Origin of the sequence: Streptomyces sp. WZ-12 (assembly GCF_028898845.1) — a bacterium.
Taxonomy (GTDB): domain Bacteria; phylum Actinomycetota; class Actinomycetes; order Streptomycetales; family Streptomycetaceae; genus Streptomyces.
Genome location: NZ_CP118574.1, coordinates 3,544,832 through 3,564,430 on the forward strand (window position 1 = coordinate 3,544,832; position 19,599 = coordinate 3,564,430).

19 protein-coding genes and 1 pseudogene are annotated in these 19,599 nt (G+C 73.3%); 2 read left to right on the forward strand and 18 right to left on the reverse strand.

The window, feature by feature from the left end; translation table 11 throughout:
• Positions 1-109 precede the first annotated feature (109 nt).
• The 13 genes and pseudogenes from PV796_RS14840 to PV796_RS14900 all read right to left on the reverse strand — a co-directional run bounded on the left by PV796_RS14840 (position 110) and on the right by PV796_RS14900 (position 11,144).
• Entirely contained in the window at positions 110-694 is a 585-nt protein-coding gene (locus tag PV796_RS14840) for a TetR/AcrR family transcriptional regulator (protein ID WP_274913594.1), read from the reverse strand.
• 86 nt (positions 695-780) lie between these two features.
• Entirely contained in the window at positions 781-1,383 is a 603-nt protein-coding gene (locus PV796_RS14845) for an OmpA family protein (protein ID WP_274913596.1), read from the reverse strand.
• A gap of 10 nt (positions 1,384-1,393) precedes the next feature.
• Positions 1,394-1,978, reverse strand: coding sequence for a hypothetical protein (locus PV796_RS14850; protein ID WP_274919029.1), 585 nt, complete (start codon positions 1,976-1,978; stop codon positions 1,394-1,396).
• Between the two features lie 666 nt (positions 1,979-2,644).
• Positions 2,645-2,767 (reverse strand): annotated as a pseudogene (locus PV796_RS14855) (pilus assembly protein TadG-related protein); the annotation flags it as partial.
• Positions 2,768-2,784: 17 nt separating this feature from the next.
• Complete coding sequence (locus PV796_RS14860; RefSeq protein WP_274913598.1) at positions 2,785-2,952, reverse strand: hypothetical protein; 168 nt, start codon at positions 2,950-2,952, stop codon at positions 2,785-2,787.
• A gap of 421 nt (positions 2,953-3,373) precedes the next feature.
• Positions 3,374-4,267: a DUF5936 domain-containing protein gene (locus tag PV796_RS14865; protein WP_274913599.1), complete on the reverse strand. Its 894-nt coding sequence runs from the start codon at positions 4,265-4,267 to the stop codon at positions 3,374-3,376.
• Between the two features lie 71 nt (positions 4,268-4,338).
• Complete coding sequence (locus PV796_RS14870; protein ID WP_274913600.1) at positions 4,339-5,286, reverse strand: type II secretion system F family protein; 948 nt, start codon at positions 5,284-5,286, stop codon at positions 4,339-4,341.
• Positions 5,283-6,623, reverse strand: coding sequence for a CpaF family protein (locus PV796_RS14875; RefSeq protein WP_274913602.1), 1,341 nt, complete (start codon positions 6,621-6,623; stop codon positions 5,283-5,285). The genes PV796_RS14870 and PV796_RS14875 overlap by 4 nt, the downstream gene beginning before the upstream one ends.
• Positions 6,620-7,057 (reverse strand): TadE family protein, encoded by a 438-nt coding sequence (locus tag PV796_RS14880; protein ID WP_274913603.1) that lies wholly within the window; start codon positions 7,055-7,057, stop codon positions 6,620-6,622. Before PV796_RS14880 ends, PV796_RS14875 begins: the two co-directional genes overlap by 4 nt.
• The gene (locus PV796_RS14885; protein WP_274913604.1) at positions 7,054-7,476 is read right to left on the reverse strand and encodes a TadE family protein; all 423 of its coding nucleotides are present in this window, start codon (positions 7,474-7,476) and stop codon (positions 7,054-7,056) included. The genes PV796_RS14880 and PV796_RS14885 overlap by 4 nt, the downstream gene beginning before the upstream one ends.
• A gap of 3 nt (positions 7,477-7,479) precedes the next feature.
• Complete coding sequence (locus PV796_RS14890; protein WP_274913606.1) at positions 7,480-8,928, reverse strand: AAA family ATPase; 1,449 nt, start codon at positions 8,926-8,928, stop codon at positions 7,480-7,482.
• Positions 8,929-8,941: 13 nt separating this feature from the next.
• Positions 8,942-9,661, reverse strand: a complete 720-nt coding sequence (gene cpaB, locus PV796_RS14895) for a Flp pilus assembly protein CpaB (RefSeq protein WP_274913607.1) — start codon at positions 9,659-9,661, stop codon at positions 8,942-8,944.
• Positions 9,662-9,782: 121 nt separating this feature from the next.
• Positions 9,783-11,144: a hypothetical protein gene (locus tag PV796_RS14900; protein ID WP_274913608.1), complete on the reverse strand. Its 1,362-nt coding sequence runs from the start codon at positions 11,142-11,144 to the stop codon at positions 9,783-9,785.
• A gap of 315 nt (positions 11,145-11,459) precedes the next feature.
• On the opposite strand from PV796_RS14900, the gene PV796_RS14905 reads away from it, so the two are divergent.
• On the forward strand, positions 11,460-12,491 hold the full coding sequence (locus PV796_RS14905) for a chitinase (RefSeq protein WP_376564541.1): 1,032 nt from the start codon (positions 11,460-11,462) through the stop codon (positions 12,489-12,491).
• 146 nt (positions 12,492-12,637) lie between these two features.
• On the opposite strand, the gene PV796_RS14910 is transcribed toward PV796_RS14905, so the two are convergent.
• From PV796_RS14910 to PV796_RS14930, 5 genes are all read right to left on the reverse strand, one after another.
• Positions 12,638-13,516, reverse strand: coding sequence for a S1 family peptidase (locus PV796_RS14910; protein WP_274913609.1), 879 nt, complete (start codon positions 13,514-13,516; stop codon positions 12,638-12,640).
• A 271-nt stretch (positions 13,517-13,787) separates the two neighbouring features.
• Positions 13,788-15,263: a GntP family permease gene (locus PV796_RS14915; protein WP_274913611.1), complete on the reverse strand. Its 1,476-nt coding sequence runs from the start codon at positions 15,261-15,263 to the stop codon at positions 13,788-13,790.
• A 139-nt stretch (positions 15,264-15,402) separates the two neighbouring features.
• Entirely contained in the window at positions 15,403-15,813 is a 411-nt protein-coding gene (locus PV796_RS14920) for a RidA family protein (protein WP_274913613.1), read from the reverse strand.
• Between the two features lie 20 nt (positions 15,814-15,833).
• Complete coding sequence (locus tag PV796_RS14925) at positions 15,834-16,601, reverse strand: IclR family transcriptional regulator (RefSeq protein ID WP_274913614.1); 768 nt, start codon at positions 16,599-16,601, stop codon at positions 15,834-15,836.
• 73 nt (positions 16,602-16,674) lie between these two features.
• Complete coding sequence (locus tag PV796_RS14930) at positions 16,675-17,907, reverse strand: sugar kinase (protein ID WP_274913616.1); 1,233 nt, start codon at positions 17,905-17,907, stop codon at positions 16,675-16,677.
• A 234-nt stretch (positions 17,908-18,141) separates the two neighbouring features.
• Here PV796_RS14930 and PV796_RS14935 point away from each other — a divergent pair, with 234 nt between their 5' ends.
• Complete coding sequence (locus tag PV796_RS14935; protein ID WP_274913618.1) at positions 18,142-19,431, forward strand: amino acid deaminase; 1,290 nt, start codon at positions 18,142-18,144, stop codon at positions 19,429-19,431.
• Positions 19,432-19,599: the final 168 nt, after the last annotated feature.

The following is a 19,599-nucleotide window of genomic DNA, read 5'->3' on the forward strand; positions in this document are numbered from 1 at the left end:
GGGCCGTGTCGTGGCAGATTTTGGATAGATCAGTTCAAAACGGAGGCGCGAGGCGACCGCGCCGCCAACCATGGCCCGGCAGCGCGGAGTTGGGGCGTCGGCCCGGCACCTAGAACGCCGTGAGGGTGGCGTCGGCGACGCGTTCCAGGGCGGGGCGGTCGACGCCGGCGCGGGCCGAGACGCGGAGGCCGCCGACGGCGGCGATCAGGAGGTGGGCGAGGGTGCGGGCGTCCTTGTCGGGGGCGATGTCGCCGTCGCGCTGGCCGGATTCGATCACCGCGCGGATCGCCTCCAGGCGGACGCCGTAGTCCCGTTCGAGGGCGGTGGCCACCGAGGGGTCGTGGGCGGAGATCTCCACGGCGGCGTTGACGACGAGGCAGCCACGGCCGTCGGGGTGGTGGGTGAACTCCTCGTCGATGATGCGCTGGAGGAGGGCGCGGAGCCGCTGACGGGCGGTGCGGGCGCCGTCGTCGAGGAGCTCGGCGAGCTCGGCGTTCTTGCGCTCCATGTAGCGGGACAGGGCGCGCTCGAAGAGGTCGTGCTTGCTCTTGAAGGTGTTGTAGATGCTGCTGCGCCCCAGGCCGGTGGCCTCGCACAGGTCCTGGGTGGAGGTGGCTTCGTAGCCGGCGGCCCAGAACGCCTCCATCGCGGCGTCGACCGCCCGCCCCTCGTCGAACTTCCTGGGTCGGGCCATGGGGGAACGCTAACACCTATTGGATCGGTCAGTCCAATACTGTCGGTCCGGCAGTGGTTCCGCGGGCGGGGTGGTGGGGGTCCCGGTCAGCCGCCGTTGCGGGGGAAGCTGACCTCGACGCGGCGGTTCTTGCGGCGGCCGGCCTCGGTGCTGTTGTCGGCGATCGGGTACTGCTCGCCGTAGCCGCGGGTCTGGAAGCCGACCGACGAGCCGAGGTCGACGGCGAGTTCGCGTTGGACGGCGTTGGCGCGCTGTTTGGAGAGGACCAGGCCGTGCGCGGTGGAGCCGAGGTTGTCGGTGAAGCCGAACACCTTGAGGGCGGTGGCGCGCTGCCTGCGGACCTCGTCGGCGATGGCGCTGATCCGGCCCAGCGCGTCGGTGGAGAGCGCGGCGCTGTCCTTGCCGAAGAGGACCTCGGCCTGGAGCGCGAAGGTGACGTTGTCGTTGGTGTCCTGGCGGCGCTCGGAGCCGTCGTCGGTCTCGACGATGGACTTGATGTTGAGGACCTTGGGCGGGGCCAGCTTGGCGCCCTGGACCATCCGCAGCCGGGGGTTGGTGGGGTCGATGCGGACCGGCGCGGTGGTGCCCTCGGTGATGCCCGGCGGGTCGGCGTGGGCGGCGGGGGCGGTGAGGGCGACGGTCAGCAACAGCACGGCGGTGGCCGTAACGGCCGTTCGGGAGGCGGTCATCGCGGGCGGCTCAATCGGTGATCTTGACGGTGGCCGGCGGCATGGTGGGCAACTGGAAGTCGACCTCGGTCACCTTGGCGGGCGGGGCCGGGAACTGCGCGAAGACGGGCCGACTCTGGCCCGGCAGCAGTCCGCTCAGGCCCGTCGTACAGAGGCATTCGCCGTTGGTGTCGCGGAGCACCAGGTAGCGCTTCTTGCCGGCCTTGTCGACGAGGGTGGCGCCGGAGAGGGACGAACGGGACTTCAGCTCGGTCTCGTTGGAGCGCCAGTCGATGGCGTTGAAGGCGCGGGTGCCGTGGTTGGTGACGGTGCCCTCGACGGTGACGAAGCCGCCGGAGTCGCGGGTGGCGGAACGCAGGGTGACGTCGACGCCGTCGGGGCCCTTCATCTCGCCGATGACCTTGTCGGCGTCGGCGGCGGGGGTGCCGGGGTCGTTGCCGTCGGGGGTGGCGCTGTGGGCGGCGGGTTTGTCGTGCTCTGGTGCGGGCGCCCCGCTGTCGCCGCCACCACAGCCGGCCGCCAGGAGGGCCAGGCCGACCGCGCTCGCCGTGACGGCCGCTCCCCTGGCGGCCTTCGTGGTGCGCCGAATGCTCATTGGATGCGTTCCTTCGGTGAGAGGGGTCGGGAGGTCGGTCAGGGGGCGGCGGGGCCCGGTGGAGGTGCGGGGGGGGCTCGGGAGGAGGTGAAGGTCACCGGGCCAGGCGTACGGAGAACAGGGCGGCGGCCGGGGGGAGTTCCGGGAGGTGGTCGAGGTCGAGCGGGAAGCCCTTGCCGTCGCAGGTGAGGGTGTGCGGTGCGGGCGCGTGGTCCTTGCCGTCGCCGGACCCCGTGGTGGGGGCGGGGGTGGGAGTGGGGTGGGGCGAGGGGGTGCCGTCGGGCGGGGGGGGGCGAGGGTGCAGCGGGGGGTGACGATCGCCGTCGCCCGGGCCGCGGCGTGGGTGCGTCCGGTGCCGGGGATGACCGAATCGCCCACGGCGTGGCGGGAGGTGACGGTGACCGCGAAGGAGGTCGGCCAGGAGTCCGGGGTGCAGGACGTCACCGCGGCGTCGTTGCGCCCGGCGAACCAGGTGGCGCTCTGGCAGGCGGTGTCGGAGGGCGCGCCGCGGCCGTCCAGGAGCGCCGCCCAGGCGGCCGGGTCGGTGGCGTCGGTGCCGTCGCGCAGCCCGGCGAGGACGCCCCTGCGCAGCTCGTCGCGGTACTTCTGGCCGGCGGCCAGGGCGGCCGCGTCGGCGGCGGTCTGGGCGCCGTTGCGGGTGGCGGCCGCCTGGCCGACGGCGAAGAAGGCGAGCGCGAGGAAGAGCAGGCCGCCGATCGCGACGAGGTAGATCGGCAGGGTCTGCCCGGCATCGCGCCGGTGGCGGCGCGTGACGGTGGCGGCCGGCACGGGCGGGGTGTGGGGGGTCAGATCCCGACGACGTCGGAGATCTTGTTGGCGATCGCGTTGGCGATCTGGCTGCCGAAGTCCGTGGTCGACAGGACCAGGACGATCGCCACGACCACCGCGATGATGCCGAGGTACTCGATCGAGGTCTGTCCCCGATCGTCGTTCCGCACGATCCGCTTCGCCATGGTCTTCCCCTCCGTGGGCCGCCGTTCCGCTCTGGTCCGGCCGGTTGGTCCCCGTGGTGCGCCCGTCCGCGCGCGGGACACGAGAAAAGTACGCCGGAACGGCCTTCCCGGAACAGGGATTCCGAACCTCATCCGAAACCACCAACGAGGGATCGGGCACCACGTTTCGGCCATCGCGCGCCATCTCGACCACCGCCCGCCCCTTCCGACTCCCCCCGGATCGCCGCCCCTTGCGGGGGCGGCCTGCCCATGCGGTCCGACCGGCGGCCGCGGTGCGGTGCGGCGGGCCGGTCGGCGCACCCACTGTGGCACAACTCGTTGCGCCTGCGAAGGTGTTGACGGGATTGCCGGGGCCGGGACCGGTCGCATCCGGCCGGGCGACGGCGGCGGTCAGGTCCGGGGGCGCGCCGGCACCCCGGGGTCAGCTGCCCATCAGGGAGCCGAAGTCGGTGCCGGAGCCGAGGAAGAAACCGGCGATGAGCAGGATCATCGTGGCCGGGACCATGAACGTGGTGACGACCATGGTGGCCTTGGGGACGGCGCGGGCGGCCCGACGGCGGGCGTTCTGGGCGTCGGTGCGGCGCATGTCGTTGGCGATCTGGATGAGCGTCTCGACGATCGGCGCGCCGAGTTCCTCGCCCTGTTGGAGGGCGGTGACGAACTGAGCGACCTGTTCGGAGTCGTTGCGTTTGCGCAGTTCTTCGAAGGCGGCGCGGCGGCTGACGCCCATGTCCATCTGGCGCAGGGTGATGCGGAGTTCGTCGGCCCAGGGGCCCTCGTACTTCTCGGCGACCCGGTCCAGGGCCTGACGGAAGCCGAGCCCGGCACTCACCACGACGGCCAGCACGTCGAGAAAGTCCGGAAGGGTGCGCTCGATGGTGTCCTTGCGTTGCCGGATGGCAGCCCAGATGCCCACTTCCGTCCAGAAGAGGCCGAAGAGGACCATCAGGACGCCGAGGAGCGGCTGTCCCTTGAGGAACATCACCAGCGCGCCGAAGAACCCCAGGGCGCCGTAGACGGCGCGGCGGGCGGCGTAGCGGTCGACGGTGAGGCCGGCCGGGTTGCCCGCCAGGTCGATCCGGCGGCGGACCTTCGCCACCCGCTTGTCGCCCATCAGCCGCAGCACGAGCGGGGCGTAGCGCATGCCGGTGCGGTCGACGGCGGAGCCGACGGCGGTGGTCCGGGTGGCGCCGACCTCCAGGGACAGCGTGAGGTCGGGCGGGAGCCGGGCCTCACGGCGGTAGAGGGCGATGCCGCACGCGATGCCGACGACCGACAGGGCGAGGGCGAGGGCCAGCACGATTGCGATTGCCATGGGTTACCGATCACCTGTACCTGGACGTCGGGGCGGTCTCCGGCGGGCTCGGGGCCCACCCGGGCGTCGCGCTAGACGTCGATCTTGGAGAGCCGGCGGATGAGGAAGAAGCCGAGCCCGTAGAGGACGAAGGCCGCCACGACGGCGAGTTGGCCGAGGAGGGAGGAGGTCATCCGGTCGATGGCGCCGGGTGCGATGCGGTTCATCAGCAGCAGGGTGCCGAGGCCGAGCAGCGGGACGACGTAGGCGGTGACCTGTACCTGGGAGAGCTGGGTGCGGACCTCGCGGCGGGTCTCCTTGCGCTCCTCCAGGGTCTTGGTGAGGTTGCGCAGCGAGCCGACGACGGTGCCGCCGGCGCGGTTGGCGAGGACCAACGTGGTGACCAGTACGACGAGTTCGCGGGAGGGGAGCCGTTCGGCGAGCTCGCCGAGGGCCTCGTCGACGGAGTGGCCGACGGCCAGTTTGCCGGCGACCTTGGCCAGTTCCTCGCCGGCCGGGGCCTCCAGCTCCTCGGCGGCCATGGCCAGGGCGGTGCGCAGGGCGAGGCCGGCCTGGGTGGCGTTGGCGAGGATGCGGGAGAGTTCGGGGAGTTGGTTGATGAACTTCTCGATCCGCTTCTGCCGCTGCCAGGCGAGGAAGGCGAACGCGGCCCAGACGGCGATGACGGCGGCGATCGGCCCGAAGAACGGGGCGAGGACGGCCTGGGCGGCCACCCACAGGCCGATCACCGCGCCGACCATGGCGACGAAGAACTCGCCGGGGGTGACGTCCAACCCGGTGGCGGCCAGCCGGAGTTCCAGGCGGCGGCCGAGGCGGGTGGTGCGCAGGGTGCGGTCGACGGAGCGGAAACGGCGGTGCCGGGCGGGGGTGGGGAGCGCGCCGGTGTCGTCGAGCCGGTCGACGATGGCCTGGCGTTGGGCGCGTCCGGAGGCGTAGGCGCGGACGCCGGCGACGGCGAGCGCGCCGCACGCGAGGGTGGCGGCGAGGGCGAGCAGGGCGAGGAGGTTCCCGCCGGTCATGACGTGGCCTTCCGGGTGGCGAGTTGGTCGTCGGTGGTGGCCACGCCGTAGGCGGGCGGGACCGGTTCGCCGGCCATGAAGAGGCGTTCGGCGACCCGGCGGGGCAGCGGGAAGTAGCGGAAGGCACCGTGCACGACGCGGTCGGCGCCCATCGGTTCGGCCTCGAAACGGCCGACGGTGACCAGGCGGTAGTCCTGGTGGCCGCGGGAGTCCAGCAGGGCGACCTCGCTGATCCGGCGGGTGCCGTCGGCGTGCCGGGTGAGTTGGACCAGGCAGTCGACGGCGCTGTTGATCTGGTCGCGGAGCGCCTCGAAGGGGATGGCGACGTCGGACATGGAGGCGAGCGTCTGGAGGCGCATCAGGGCGTCCTCGGCGCTGTTGGCGTGGACGGTGGCCAGCGAGCCGTCGTGGCCGGTGGACATCGCCTGGAGCATGTCGAGGGTCTCGCCGCCGCGGACCTCGCCGACGATGATCCGGTCGGGGCGCATCCGCAGGGAGTTGCGGACCAGGTCGCGGATGGTGATCCGGCCCTTGCCCTCGACGTTGGGCGGGCGGGATTCGAGGCGGATGACGTGGCTCTGCTGGAGCTGGAGCTCGGCGGCGTCCTCGACGGTGATGATGCGTTCGCCGTCGGGGATGAGCCCGGAGAGGGCGTTGAGGAGGGTGGTCTTGCCGGCGCCGGTGGCACCGGAGACCACCACGTTGAACCTCGCCCGCACCAGCCCCGCCAGCAGCATCAGCAACTGCTCGTCGAGGGTGCCGATGCCGATGAGTTCGGCGAGGGTGTAGGCGCGGGGGAAGCGGCGGATGGTGAGGGTGGCGCCGTCGAGGGCCAGCGGCGGGATGATGACGTTGACCCGCTCGCCGGTGGGGAGGCGGGCGTCGACCATCGGATTGGACTCGTCCACGCGGCGGTTGACGGTGGAGACGATCCGCTCGATGGTCTGCATGAGCTGCTCGTGGGAGGCGAAGCGGACGGGGACCGGTTCGACCCGGCCGTGCCGTTCGACGTAGACCCGGTCGGGGCCGTTGACCATGATCTCGGTGACCGAGGCGTCCTCCAGGAGCGGTTCGAGGACGCCGAGGCCGAGGGCCTCGTCGACGACCCGGCGGATGAGCTGGGCGCGTTCGGCGGTGGACAGGACCGGGCCCTCGCGGCTGATGAGGTGGCCCAGGACGCGCTCCAACCGGGAGCGGCGCTCGGCGGCGGTCAGCGCGGACATCTCCGCGAGGTCGATTTCCTCCAGCAGCTTGGCGCGGTAGACGGCGACGAGGTGGCCGTCCTGGCGGTCCTCGCCGGCCGGTTCGGGTGCGACGATGCGGGCTTTGAGGCTCATCGCGGAGGCGCTCCTGCTGCGGTGCGGGGTGGTTGCGCCGACGCTCCGAGGGCGGACGTTTCGGGGCGGGGCATGGTGGCGCTCCGGCGTGCGGAGCCGAAGTCGGCGCCGGGGAGGATCGAGGGGATCTGGACGGTGGCGGTGGCGGTGACGGTGTCGCCGGAGCCGCCGACGGTGATGGCGGCGCGGTCGGCGACCCAACTGCTGATCGCCGCCCGGCCCGCGGACGTCGGGTCGGTCCGCTGGTCGACGGGGTCCATGGCGGCGGTGCGGGCGGCGGCCCGGGCGGCGGTGCCGGCCTGTTGGACGGCGTAGGCGGCCAGGCCCAGTTGGACGGCGGCGAGGGCGACGAGCAGGAGGATCGGGAGGACGCCGAGGAACTCCAGGGAGGCGGAGCCGCGGTCGCGCGCCCGGGTGCGGGTTCGACGGGTCATGGGGCGGGTGCCTCCTCGGCGGCTCCGGCGGTGCCGGTGACCGTCCACGGGAAGGTGCCGGCGCCGGGGAAGAGCACCGGGACCTTGAGGTGCACGGTGGCCTTCCACAGGCCCGCCTCGGTGGTGCAGGCGGTGCTGGCGCCGTCGTGCCAGGCGCGCGGGAGTTGGCGGGTGACGGCGGTGGTGCAGGCGCCGGGGCCGCCGGCCTCGGTGGCGGTGGCGGCCCGGGCGCCCCGGTCGGCGGCGTGCGCGGCCAGCACGTAGGTGTAGCCGACCAGGGCGCACTGCCAGAGCAGGACGAGGACGCCGAGGATCAGCGGGAGCAGCCCGAGGAACTCGACCGTGACCTGGCCGCGGTCGCGCTCGCCGTCGCGGCCGCGGTCGCCCGGCGTCCGGCCGGGCCGTGCGGGACGCCGCATCGCTCAGCCCTCCTCGTAGGGGGCGGCCGGGTCGTACGGGCCGGGGGCCGCGGGGGCGCCGAACCGGCCGGCGGTGGGGGCGCCGGGGCCCGGGGGCGGGGTCGGGGTCGGACCCTGAACCGTCCCGGGTCCGGGAGCCGCCCCGGTGGTGAGGGCCTTGCGCTTGCGCCCGGTGAGCATGGGGCGGGCGCGGTGGCCGCCGCGGGGCGGGGGCTCGGCCGGCGCGCCGGCCAGGCCCAGTTCGCCGGCGAGCGCCCACAGGGCGGCCTTGACGGTGGAGCGGGCGTCGAGGTCCTGCATCCGGCCGGCGTCGACGCAGGGTTGGAGTTCCTTGAAGGCGGCGGGGACCGGGGTGCGGGCGACGCGGGTGCCGGTGGCCTTGGCGACCAGCGCCGGCTGGATCTCGGTGTGGCGGGTGAGGCGGTTGACGACGGTGGTGGTGTCCTCGGCCTTGCGGATCCGCAGCCGGTCCCAGAGCCGGACCTGCCGTTTGGCGGCGCGCACGCAGACCACGTCGGGGGTGGTCACCAGCAGGGCGGTGTCGGCGAGTTCGACGGCGGCGGCGTTGGCGGACTGCATCTGGGAGCCGCAGTCGGCGATCACCGCGTCGTAGCGGGAGCGCAGCGCGGTGAGGATCTGGCGGGCGGCCCGGTCGTCGACCTCCTCGCCCCGTTCGCCCTCCTCGGGCGCCAACAGCAGCCCCAGGCCGGTGTGGTGGGCGTGCACCACGTCGTTGAGGACCCGGGCGGAGAGGTCCTGGATGCCGGCGAGGTCGACGACGGAGCGGCGGAACTGGACGTCCAGGTAGGAGCCGATGTCGCCGGACTGGAGGTCGAGGTCGACCAGGGCGACCCGGCGGCCGGCGGCCCGGGCGGCGAGGGCCAGTTGGACGGCGGTGACGGTGGTGCCGACGCCGCCCTTGGCGCCGGTGACGGTGACGAGCGTGCCGGTGGGCGCGGGCAACGCGTCCGGGTTCCCCCCTAGGTGGACGCGCACGCCGGTGGCCCATTGGGCGGCGGCCTGTACCCGGGCGGCCAACTCCTCCTGGCCCAGGGGCAGTCCGACGATGCCGCGGGCTCCGGCGTCCATCGCGGCGGAGAACAGGGCGGGGCCGGCGTCGGCGGTGATCAGGACGACGCCGACGGCGGGGAAGCGGAGCGCCACCTCGCGGATCAGCTCCAGGGCGGGCAGCGGGCCGATCCGCTCGTGGACCAGGACGACTTCGGGGAGCGCCTGGACGGCGGCGGCCGGTCCGGCGGGCGCGGGCGCGGGCCCGTTGGGGGCCGGCGGCGGGGCGGCGCCCGGTGCGGCGGCGCCGGCGAGGGTGGACAACAGGGCGGTGGAGTCGGGGACGGCGGGCGCCGGTTCGGCGCCCGGGAGTTGGCCGAGGAGGGCGGTCAGGGCCCGGGCGGCGTCCGGGTCGCCGACTGCCGGGAGGATGCGGATGGTCACCTGGGCCTCCGGGTCACTTGTCGCCGTCGAGGGTGTAGGTGCGCTCGCCGGGCGGGATGGTGGTCTGGGTGCCGGGGGCGAGCAGGGCGAGCCGCACGTGGGAGGCGAAGGACTCGGCGTAGGCGACCCGTTGGGCGTCCTGGGTGTCGAGCGCGAAGGTGATCGGGACGGCCTGGCCGGGCTGGCGGCTGGTGGCGGAGGCGCCGCCGGGGTCCTTGGCCTCCAGGGGCGTCAGCCTGCCGACGTCGATGACCTGGGCGCCGGCCACGATGACCTTGGAGACCGGCTTGTCCTCGGGGCGGCGGCCGTCGAAGGTGGCGTAGATGTTCACCCGGGCACCGGGGTTGATCTTGCCGGCCACGCCGGTGGCGGCGTCGATCATGATGGCGATCTCCTGCTGGCCGGACTGGAGCGCCGGCCGGTCGACGATCATGTCGTCCTGGAGCAGCGAGCCCTTCTTCAGCGGGGTGACCGCGATCTTGCCGCTGACCGCGTCGAGTTGGGTCACGGCGGTGGGCGGCAGCCACCGCTGCGGGATCTTCACCTCTTCGAACTGCCCCGGATCCAGCGTTTTATAGGCCGCCACATCCGTTTTGAGCCGGTAGGCGGTCTTCTCCGGCCCGACCTTGGACTCGACGTTCCTGATCACCGACAGCACGCCGATGAAGGCGCCGACCGCACAGAGGACGGACAGGAGCAGCAGGATCACTCCGCGGCGCTGGCGTGAGTTCATGGGTGGGGGACCTCGATCGGGACGGGGGCGGGGCACTCGGGGCGGGGTGGGGGACGGGAGCGGGCGGGGCTGCGGGGCCCGCCCGCTCCGGGGCGTCGAGGGGGCTTGGGTCTCGGCCGGGTCAGCGCACGGGGGCCGCCGTCCGCGCGCCGCCGGGCCGGGGGCGCAGGTCGGGGTGGCCGGGCACGTCCGGGTGGCCGGGCAGGCCGCGCGGGCCGACGGGCGGGAGGCCGGCCGAGCGCGGGACGCCGCCGGGCGTGAACGCCGGTCCGCGGACGTCGAGTTGGCCGGTTCCGCCACGGCCGGCGGGGGCGCCGCCGCGGAAGCCGGTGAGCCCCGGTGCACCCGTGACACCAGGGGCACCAGGGATACCGGGGGCATCTGGGGTGTATGGCGCTCCGGTGATGGGGGGTGCGCCGGTGCCGCGGGGGGCGTCGGTCCGGTCCGGGACGCCGGTGATGCCGACGACCCCGGGGACGCCGGCGGGCGCGACCGGCGACAGCCCGCGCTGGCGCAGCGGCGAGCCGGACGGGTCGGGCGCGGGGGCCGGGAGGGCCGCGGGCGCACCCCCGTGGGGCGCACCCGGGACGGGGGCGGGCGCCGGCGGCGCCCCGGCTATGGCCGCCGGTTCCCGTCCTGCGGAGCCCCCGGACCGCTCCCGGGCCAGCGGCGCCGCGCAGAACGCGCAGTGCTCGCCGATGACTTCCTGCCCGCACCAGGCGCACTCCGCCCGCCGCACGGACGCCACCAGGCGGCACAGCAGCGCCGGATCGGGGATCGCGGCGGCGAACTCGATCAGCTTCTGGGTGCCCCACCAACGGGCGGACTCGGTCGGCAGGCGCGCCTCGTAGACGCCCTGCACCTGCCAGGCGGGGGCGAGCGCGGAGGTGACCCAGTCGGCGGTGAGCTGGCCGCGGGCGACGGCGAGTTGGGTGGTGAAGCCGGGCGGGCGGAGCCCGGCGTGGGTGCCGTGCCGATCGAGGTGGAGTAACTGCGGCTGCGGGGTGGCCAGCACCGCGAAGTGGGTGCCGGGCAGCCAGGACTTCACGTGGGAGCGCAGGTCCACCTCGACCCGGTCCAACCCCGCGACGCTGCCGAGCAGGGCGCCGGCGTGCACGTAGTGCGCCAACAGCCGCGCGGCGCAGGCCAGCACGCCGGGGCTGAAGTCGCAGACCGACAACTGGCGGAGCTGGCGGGCGAGTACCGCGACGCCGAGCGGCGGCAGGGCGCTGGGCAGGATCGCGATCCGGTCGCTCTCCAGGACGGCGCGCAGGGTGTGCAGCCGGCGGACGTGCTCCGGCGGGCAGGCGGCGGAGTACAGGACGACGAGGTGGCCGTGGTGCTCCAGGACCGCGCTGGCCTCCGTCAGGGCCTCGTCCAGCGGCGCCAGGACCGGGTCCCGCAGGACGACCGCGGCGGGGGTGTGCCGATCGGTCGAGGGCAGCGCAAGGTCCGGGCTGGTGACTGCAATCGCGGTCGGCACGTCGCTCCCCCACTCCTTCCGGCCTCCGGCGTTCCCGGGACCGCGGATCGGCACAGCTCTGCGCCATCGGCGCCATACGCTCTGCACTTTATCCACAGAGATACGTCCCGGAGAACACGTTCTGGGCTACTCGTCTTGCCCGTTGGTCCACAGGGAAACCCCGCATGCCGCTCAAGCGGCAAACATCGGAACACCCGCTTCCGACACGGCCCTTGACACCGTTTATTGGTCTGGACCACCTTGTACGGCAAGCCCAGGGGCCCCTGAGCGCGCACCGGCACCACTCCCCCAACGACCCCCCACACGGAGGCAGTAGTGGTTCGCGCACGCATCGCACGAGGGACGAAGACCGGCACGTGCCGCCTGCTGGCGGGGCTGGCCGCCGCCGTACTGGCCCCGGCCGGCCTGGTCGCCGCCGGCCCCGCGGAACCCGCCGCGGCGACCGGCCCGGCGGCCCGCACCACGGCCGTCCCCCAGCACGCCGTCACCGGTTACTGGCAGAACTTCAACAACGGCGCGAAGGTACAGAAGTTGAAGGACGTCGACGACGCCTACGACATCATCGCGGTGGCCTTCGCCGACACCGCCGACAAGCCGGGCGCCGTCACCTTCCACCTCGACCCGGCCGTCGGCTACTCCTCGGCCAACGACTTCACGGCGGACATCAAGGCCAAGCAGGCGGCCGGGAAGTCGGTGGTGCTCTCCGTCGGCGGCGAGAAGGGCGCGGTCTCGGTCAACGACGGCGCCTCCGCGCAGAACTTCGCCGACTCGATCAACGGCCTGATGGACGAGTACGGCTTCAACGGCGTCGACATCGACCTGGAGAACGGCCTCAACTCCACCTATATGACGCAGGCGTTGAAGGCGGTACACGCCAAGCACCCGGACGTCGTGGTGACCATGGCCCCGCAGACCATCGACATGCTGTCGCCGCAGAACGAGTACTTCAAGACGGCGCTGGCCATCAAGGACTTCCTCACCGTCGTCAACACGCAGTTCTACAACAGCGGTTCGATGAACGGCTGCGACGGCAAGGTCTACTCCCAGGGGTCGGTGGACTTCCTCACCGCGCTCGCCTGCACCCAGTTGCAGGGCGGCCTCGACCCGTCGCAGGTGGGCCTGGGCGTGCCGGCCTCACCCAGCGCGGCCGGCAGCGGGTACGTCTCCCCGTCGGTGGTCAACGCGGCGCTGGACTGCCTGACGGCGGGCAAGAACTGCGGCTCGTTCAAGCCGCCCAAGACCTATCCGGGGCTGCGGGGCGCGATGGCCTGGTCGACGAACTGGGACGCGGCCAACGGCGGGGCGTTCGCCAGCCAGGTCGGCGGGCACGTGCACGGGATGTCGTAACCGGCGGCCCGTAGGCGGCGCGCGGCAACGGGCGCCCCGTAGGGCACTCCTCCAAGACGCCACCCCCCAAGGCCAGGTCCCGTGCACGCGGTGCGCGGGACCTGGCCGCTCGCCGATCGGCGCTCACCGACCGCCGGTCGACGTGCTCAGCGGCGGACGCCCGACGGCTTGGGCAGGGTGCACCCCGCGCCGTTCAGGTCCAACGCGTTTCCGGCGCCGAAGCACTTGGGGATGGTGTAGGTCTCCTCGGCGTAGTTGGTGCCCTTGTGGACGGTGACGTTGCCGTTCGCGTCGACCTCGCACGGGTTGTTCTCCGTGCAGCGCTCGCCGTTCTCGTTGCCGGTGTTGTTGATGGCGGTGACCTTGCCGGTGGCGTTGTCGACCACCGGCGAGCCCGAGGTGCCGCCGATCGTCTTGCACTCGGGGGTGTAGCGGACCGAGTCCTTCCAGCTCCAGCCGCCCTCCTTCAGGGTGGGGACGAAGCCGTCGATGCTGCACGTGTAGGTCTTCTTCCAGTACCCGGAGACGACCGTTATCCCGGCGCCCTTGGCGGGGTGCTCCGTGGACAGCTCCAGCGGCTTGATGCCGTACTGCTGCTCGATCTGCGCGTAGGTCGAGCCGGTCTGATACAGCGTCACGTCGGTGTCGGTCATCGTCGCGTAGACGACCTTGGTGGCCTGCAACGAGCCGAGCTCGCCCGCCGACTTGTCCAGGACGGTGAAGTCGCGGCTGGAGGGCTGGTCGACGATGACCTGGCCCGGGGAGGGCATCCCGCTCTCCAGGCAGTGGCCGTTGGTCATCACCAGCGCCGGGTCGTCCGGCTGCGAGGTGGGCATCTTGACGATCGAGCCGGAGCAGTCGTCCAGCGCCACCGTACCGGCGAAGTCGACGGCCTTGGTGTGCGGCGGCGCGGGCCTCAGGTGCGCGGCGGCGCCGACCGGGGCGGCGCCCGCCGGGGTTGCGGTCACCAGGGCGGCCGCGCCCAACACGGCGGTGGCCAGGGTGCCGACGAGAGGTCGAGACATGTGGGGGGTCCTCTCAGCGATGTGTCCGGAGTTCCACGGCGGCAGTTCCCTTCCGCCGATCCGGTTTTGTCACGCGCATTGTTCGCCGGCGCCGGCCGCACGGCAATGAATTTCCGCGAATCGAGCGGAAGTTGCCCCTCCCGGGGCGCGGGAACGGCGTCGAGGATGCCTACCCCGGCACGGGCCACCGGGCCACCGGGCCGACGGAGAATCACCCCTCCGCGCAACGGGGCGGCGCGGCGCGACGCCGCACAGATCCGTCAGAGGCGCCCTAGACCACCAGGCTGACCAGCGCCGCGACCGCGAAGCCGGCGACCGACAGCACCGATTCCAGCACCGTCCAGGACTTCAGGGTGTCCCGCTCGGATATCCCGAAGTACTTGCTGACCATCCAGAAGCCGCCGTCGTTGACGTGCGAGGCGAAGATCGAGCCGGCCGAGATCGCCATGATGACCAGGGCCAGGGCGGGTTGGGAGAGCTCCTGGGACTGGACCAGCGGCAGCACGATGCCGGCGGTCGTCACGATCGCCACCGTCGCCGAGCCCTGCGCCACCCGCAGGACCAGCGAGAGCAGATAGGCCAGCACGATCACCGGCAGGCCGACGTGGTGGAAGGTGTCGGACAGCGCGTCGGCGACCCCGCTGCCCTTGAGGACCGCGCCGAAGATCCCGCCGGCGCCGACGACCAGCAGGATGTTGCCGACCGGCTTGAGGGAGGCAGTGGAGACCCGCTCCAGGGACGCGCGGGACCAGCCGCGGCGGATGCCCAACAGGTAGTACGCCAGCAGCAGCGCAAGCGTCAGGGCGACGAAGGGGTGGCCGAAGAACTCGACGACCGAGCGGCCCGTGGAGGGCGCCAGCACGATGGAGGAGAAGGTCGCCAGCAGGATCAGCAGCAGCGGGGTGCCGATGATGGCGAGGACGGTGGCCAGCGGGACCGGCTTCTCCGGGGGCGCGGTCCCGGCGGCGGCCCGCTCGGCGGCGACCGCGGCCCGGGCCTCCTCGGCGGCCTCGACCATGTCGTGCGGGACGGGCACGAAGAGCCGCTTGCCGATCCAGGCGGCGTACCCCCAGGCCGCGAGCACCGCGGGCACCCCGCACAGCACGCCCATGACGATGGTCCAGCCCAGATCGACCTTGAACAGGCCGGCCGCGGCGACCGGTCCGGGGTGCGGCGGCAGGAAGGCGTGCGTCATGGACAGGCCGGCCAGCAGCGGCATGGCGTAGAGCACGATCGACTTGCCGCTCTTCTTGGCGGCGGCGTAGACGATCGGGGCCAGCACGAAGATGCCGACGTCGAAGAAGATCGGGATGCCGAAGATCAGGCCGGTCAGGCCCATCGCCAGCGGGGCGCGCCGCTCGCCGAAGAGGGCGAGCAGCCGGGAGCTCAACACCTCGGCGCCGCCGGAGACTTCGAGGATCGCGCCGAGCATCGTGCCCAGGCCGATGATGATGGCGACGTGGCCGAGGATGCCGCCCATGCCGCTCTCGATCATCGAGACCGCGGCGGACTTCTGGACCGTGCCGAAGAGTTCGGTGACGGAGAGGCCGGCGGCCAGGCCGACCGCGATGGAGACCCCGAGCAGGGCCACGAAGGGCTGGAGCCTGACCTTCATGATCAGGACGAGCAGCAGGACGATGCCGAGGGCGGCGACGGTCAACAGGCCCGGCGTGCCCGGTATCAGGGCCAGCAGCCCGCCGGTGTGGGGTGGCGTCGGTGGGGCGGCGGGGGTAGCAGCGAGGACCATGGGTGACTCCGTTGTCAGGGGTGTCCAGGCAAGGGGGGACCGCGGCACGGCGCCCCGGTCGTACGGGGCGCCGTGCCGTGCGGCGGGCGGGAAGCGCGGCGGTGCGCTAACGGCAGGCGGTGCAAGGGGTGTTACTGCCTCAGCTCAGGACGGCGAGCGCGTCGATCTCGATGAGCAGGCCCTTGGGCAGGCCGACGTAGACGGTGGTGCGGGCGGCCGGCGGCTGGGTGAGGCCCTGCTCCTCGAAGTAGGCGTTGTAGATCTCGTTCATCTCGGCGAAGTGGTCGACGTCGGTGAGGTAGACGCGCATCATCATCACGTCGTCCCAACTGGCGCCGCCCTCTTCGAGGATGGCCTTGACGTTGGCGAAGGTCTGGAGGGTCTGCTCGCGCAGCGTCGGGCCGGCCGGCGTCGGGGCCTGGCCCTCGACGGCGGGCAGGAAGCCGACCTGGCCGGCGACCTGGAGGATGTTGCCCTTCTTGACGCCGTGCGAGAACTTCGCGGGCGGGGTGGTGTGGGTGGCCGGGGTGAGGGCGGTCTTCTCGCTCATGTGTGTCCTTCAGACGTGCTTCACGGGGCCGGCTCGTGGCCGGGGCTGGTGGTGCCGGAGAACTCCCGGCTGATGGCGTCGGCGGTGCGGCGCACCAGCGGGAGCAGGGTGAGGAGTTCCTCGGCGCTGACCACGACGCTCGGGGCGGAGACCGACATCGCGGCCGCGACCCGCCCGTCCGCGCCGCGGATCGGGGCGCCGACGCAGTTGATGGACTCCTCGTGGCCACCGAGGTCGGTGGCCCAGCCCTGTTCGCGCACCCTGGCCAGCTCGGCCAGGAAGGCCACGGCGTCGGGTGTCGAACGGGACGTGTAGCGGGGGTAGTCGAGCCGGGCCGCGAGGGCGCGGCGCTCGGGCTCGGGGAGGTCGGCGAGGAGCAGCTTGGCGACGGCGGCGACGGTGAGCGCCACCGGCTTGCCGATCCGGGAGTACATCCGGACCGGGTAGCGGCTCTCCACCTTGTCGATGTAGAGGACCTCGTTCTCCTCGTAGACGGCGAGGTGGACGGTGTGGCCACAACTCTCGTTGAGGGCGACGAGGTGGGGGTGGGCGATGCCGCGGACGTCGAGGTGCTCCGCGGCCTCCTGGGCGAGGGCGAACAGGCGGGCGCCGAGGCGGTAGCGCTGGTCGGGCTGGCGGTAGACCAGGCCGTGCTCGTGGAGGGTGCGCAGCAGTCGGAGGGCGGTGGACTTGTGCACCCCGAGCCGGTCGGCGACCTGGCCGAGGTCGGCGGGGCCCTCGGCGAGCAGCGGCAGGATGCTCAGCGCGCGGTCGACGGTCTGGCTCATGCGCGCGCTCCCTTCGGCTCGGCCCGGCCGCCGCCGGGGACGCGCCCGTCGGGGGTGCTCTGGCTGCGCTCGTTCATGACGTGGATACCTCCTGGTCCGCGGCCTCCGTGGGCTGCGTCCAGCCGGGGCCGAGGTGCAGTGTCCCCCAGGAGGCGTCGTCGAGTGCGGCAAGGCGGTCGGCCAGCGGCCGGGCGGGGGGTGCGGCGAGGTCGCCGGGGACGGTGAGGGCCGCGGCGGCCCAGAGGTGGCCGTGCCGGACCCGGGTGCGCAGGGGCAGTCCGCGGAGGGTGGCGGAGAGGAAGCCGGCGGCGAAGGCGTCGCCGGCGCCGACCGCGGCGACCACGTCGACGGTGGGGGCCGGGACGAGGGTGCCGGTGGGCTCCTCGTCCGTCCCCGGGGCGTCGGGGGCGTGCCGGAAGACCAGCGCACCAGCCGCTCCCAGCTTGACGACCAGGGTCTCCGGCTCGGGCAGCGCGGCGCGGACGGCCCTCGGGTCGGGCAGCCCCCAGGCGGCCTGGGCCTCGTCGACGCCGACGAACACCACGTCGGCGGCGCGCGCCAGATCGAGGAGGACCCGCGGCCCTTGGGCGCCGGACCACAGGTGGGGGCGGTAGTTGACGTCGAAGGAGAGCAACGGCCGACCGGGACCGACCAGGACGGGGCGCTCGGCTGCCGGGCGACGAAGCGCGGCGCGGGGCGCCGACGACGAGGGGCGGGGGTCGGGCGACGAGTGCGGGCTGTCGGCGCGGAGCGACGGCGATGAGGGGCGGGGGTCGGGCGACGGGTGGGCCATGAGGGCGCGCAGCAGGCCGAGGCAGTCCGCGGAGAGCGCGGCGGTGATCCCGGAGAGGTGGAGCACCCGGCCGGCGCGGATCGCGGCCAGGTCCATGGTGGTCGCGGCCATCGCGGAGGCGGCCGAACCGGCGCGGTAGTAGGCGACTTCGTGGGCGTCGGTGGCGCGGTCGCCTGCGGTGCGGAAATAGATGCCGGTGGGGCGGTCGGGGTCACGCCGGACGGCGCGGGTGTCGACGCCGTGCCCGGCGATCTCCCGGACGAGGTGGTCGCCGAAGCCGTCGGCGCCGACCCGGGAGACCCAGCGGGTGGGGTGGCCGGCGCGGGCGAGGGCGCAGGCGACGTTGGACTCGGCGCCGCCGATGGCCCGTTGGAAGGCGGGGACGTCGGCAAGCCGGCCGGGAACGGTGGGTAGGAAGGTGACCATGGACTCGCCGAGGCAGACGACATCGACATCCGGGGCGGCGTCGGCCGCCGGGACGGGGGTGTCGCTGACGTTCCAGGGCGTGGTCACGATCGCTTGCGCTCCTTCGCTGCTGCCGCCGGGAGGCGGGCCGTCGTACCGCTCGGGTGGGCGGTCCCCGCCGGGTCGCGGCGCCGGATCCGCCGTGCGCCACGGCGCGTTTCCCCCGGCGTCTGCCGGTGTTTTCGGACCATTGACCGGGCGATGGCCCGGATGTTAGACAGCTCTAAGCGATATGCGCAATGAGCGTTGCAGAGCATGCAACGCACTCTTCGAGGAGGCTCCATGGCCGGCGACCGGCTCGCGCGGGAACTCACCAACCTCGCGGACGACACCGTCGATCACCGCTTCAAGGCGCTCCCCCCGGATGCCGCCGGCCGCACCGTCGGCGAACTGGCCGCCGAGCGCCGCAACCTCTTCACCGACGGCTTCACCACCCCCGTCCTGGCCCTCTCCGCCGAGGCCCTCGACCACAACCTGGCCCTCCTTAAGACCTACACCGCCCGGCACGGCCTGGCCTTCGCCCCGCACGGCAAGACTTCGATGGCCCCGCAGCTCTTCGCCCGCCAACTGGCCCACGGCGCCTGGGGGATCACCGCCGCCGTCCCCCACCAGGCCCGCGTCTACCGGGACTTCGGCATCCAGCGGATCTTCCTGGCCAACGAGCTCGTCGACGCCGCCGCGCTGCGCTGGCTGGCCGGCGAACTCGCCGCCGACCCGGACTTCCGCTTCGTCTGCTATGTCGACTCGCTGCGCGGCATCGAGCTGATGGACGCCGCGCTGCGCGCCGCCGAGGCCACCCGCCCCGTGGACGTCGTCATCGAACTCGGCGCCGGCGAGGGCGCCCGGACCGGCGCGCGCACCGAGGCCGAGTGCCGCGAACTCGCCGATGCCATCGCGGGCGTGGACACCCTCCGCCTCGTCGGCGTCGCCGGCTACGAGGGCGAGGTGCCCGAGGCCGATCACGCGCGGGTCACCGCCTGGCTGCGGCGGCTGGTCGCGCTCGCCGCCGAGCTCGACGCCTCCGGCCGCTTCACCGACCTCGACGAGATCGTGCTCAGCGCCGGCGGCAGCGCATGGTTCGACGCCGTGGCCGAGGTCTTCGCCGACCTCCCCGAACTCTCCGCGCCCGTCCTCAAGCTGCTGCGCTCGGGCGCCTACGTCTCGCACGACGACGGGCACTACCACCACCTCACCCCCTTCAACCGGGTGCCGGACGAGGGCGCCCTACAGCCCGCCTTCCGGCTCTGGGCGCAGGTGGTCTCCCGACCCACCCCGGAGCAGGCGTTCCTCAACGCCGGCAAGCGGGACGCCGCGTACGACCTCGATCTGCCGAAGGCGCAGGCCGTGCGCTCCGGCCGGGACGGCACCCAGCGCCCGGCCACCGGCCTCACCGTCACCGGCCTGTCCGACCAGCACGCCTGGGTCCGCACCGAGCACGCCGGCGATCTGGAGGTCGGCGACTGGGTCGCCCTGGGCCTGTCGCACCCGTGCACCTCCTTCGACAAGTGGCAGTTGATCCCGCTGGTCGAACAGGACGGGACGGTCGTCGACTTCATCCGCACGTTCTTCTGATCGTTCTGCATGTCCTCGTGCTACCCGCGCCGGGTGCGCAACTCGCCCCGGCGCACCCCGAGAACCCCCTGATCACCCCCTGACCCGACCCCCGATCGACCACCCCGAGAGATCCCCGGGTCATCCCCAACCCCGTCCCCGACCCCGACCGCGCGCGCCGTCACCGTC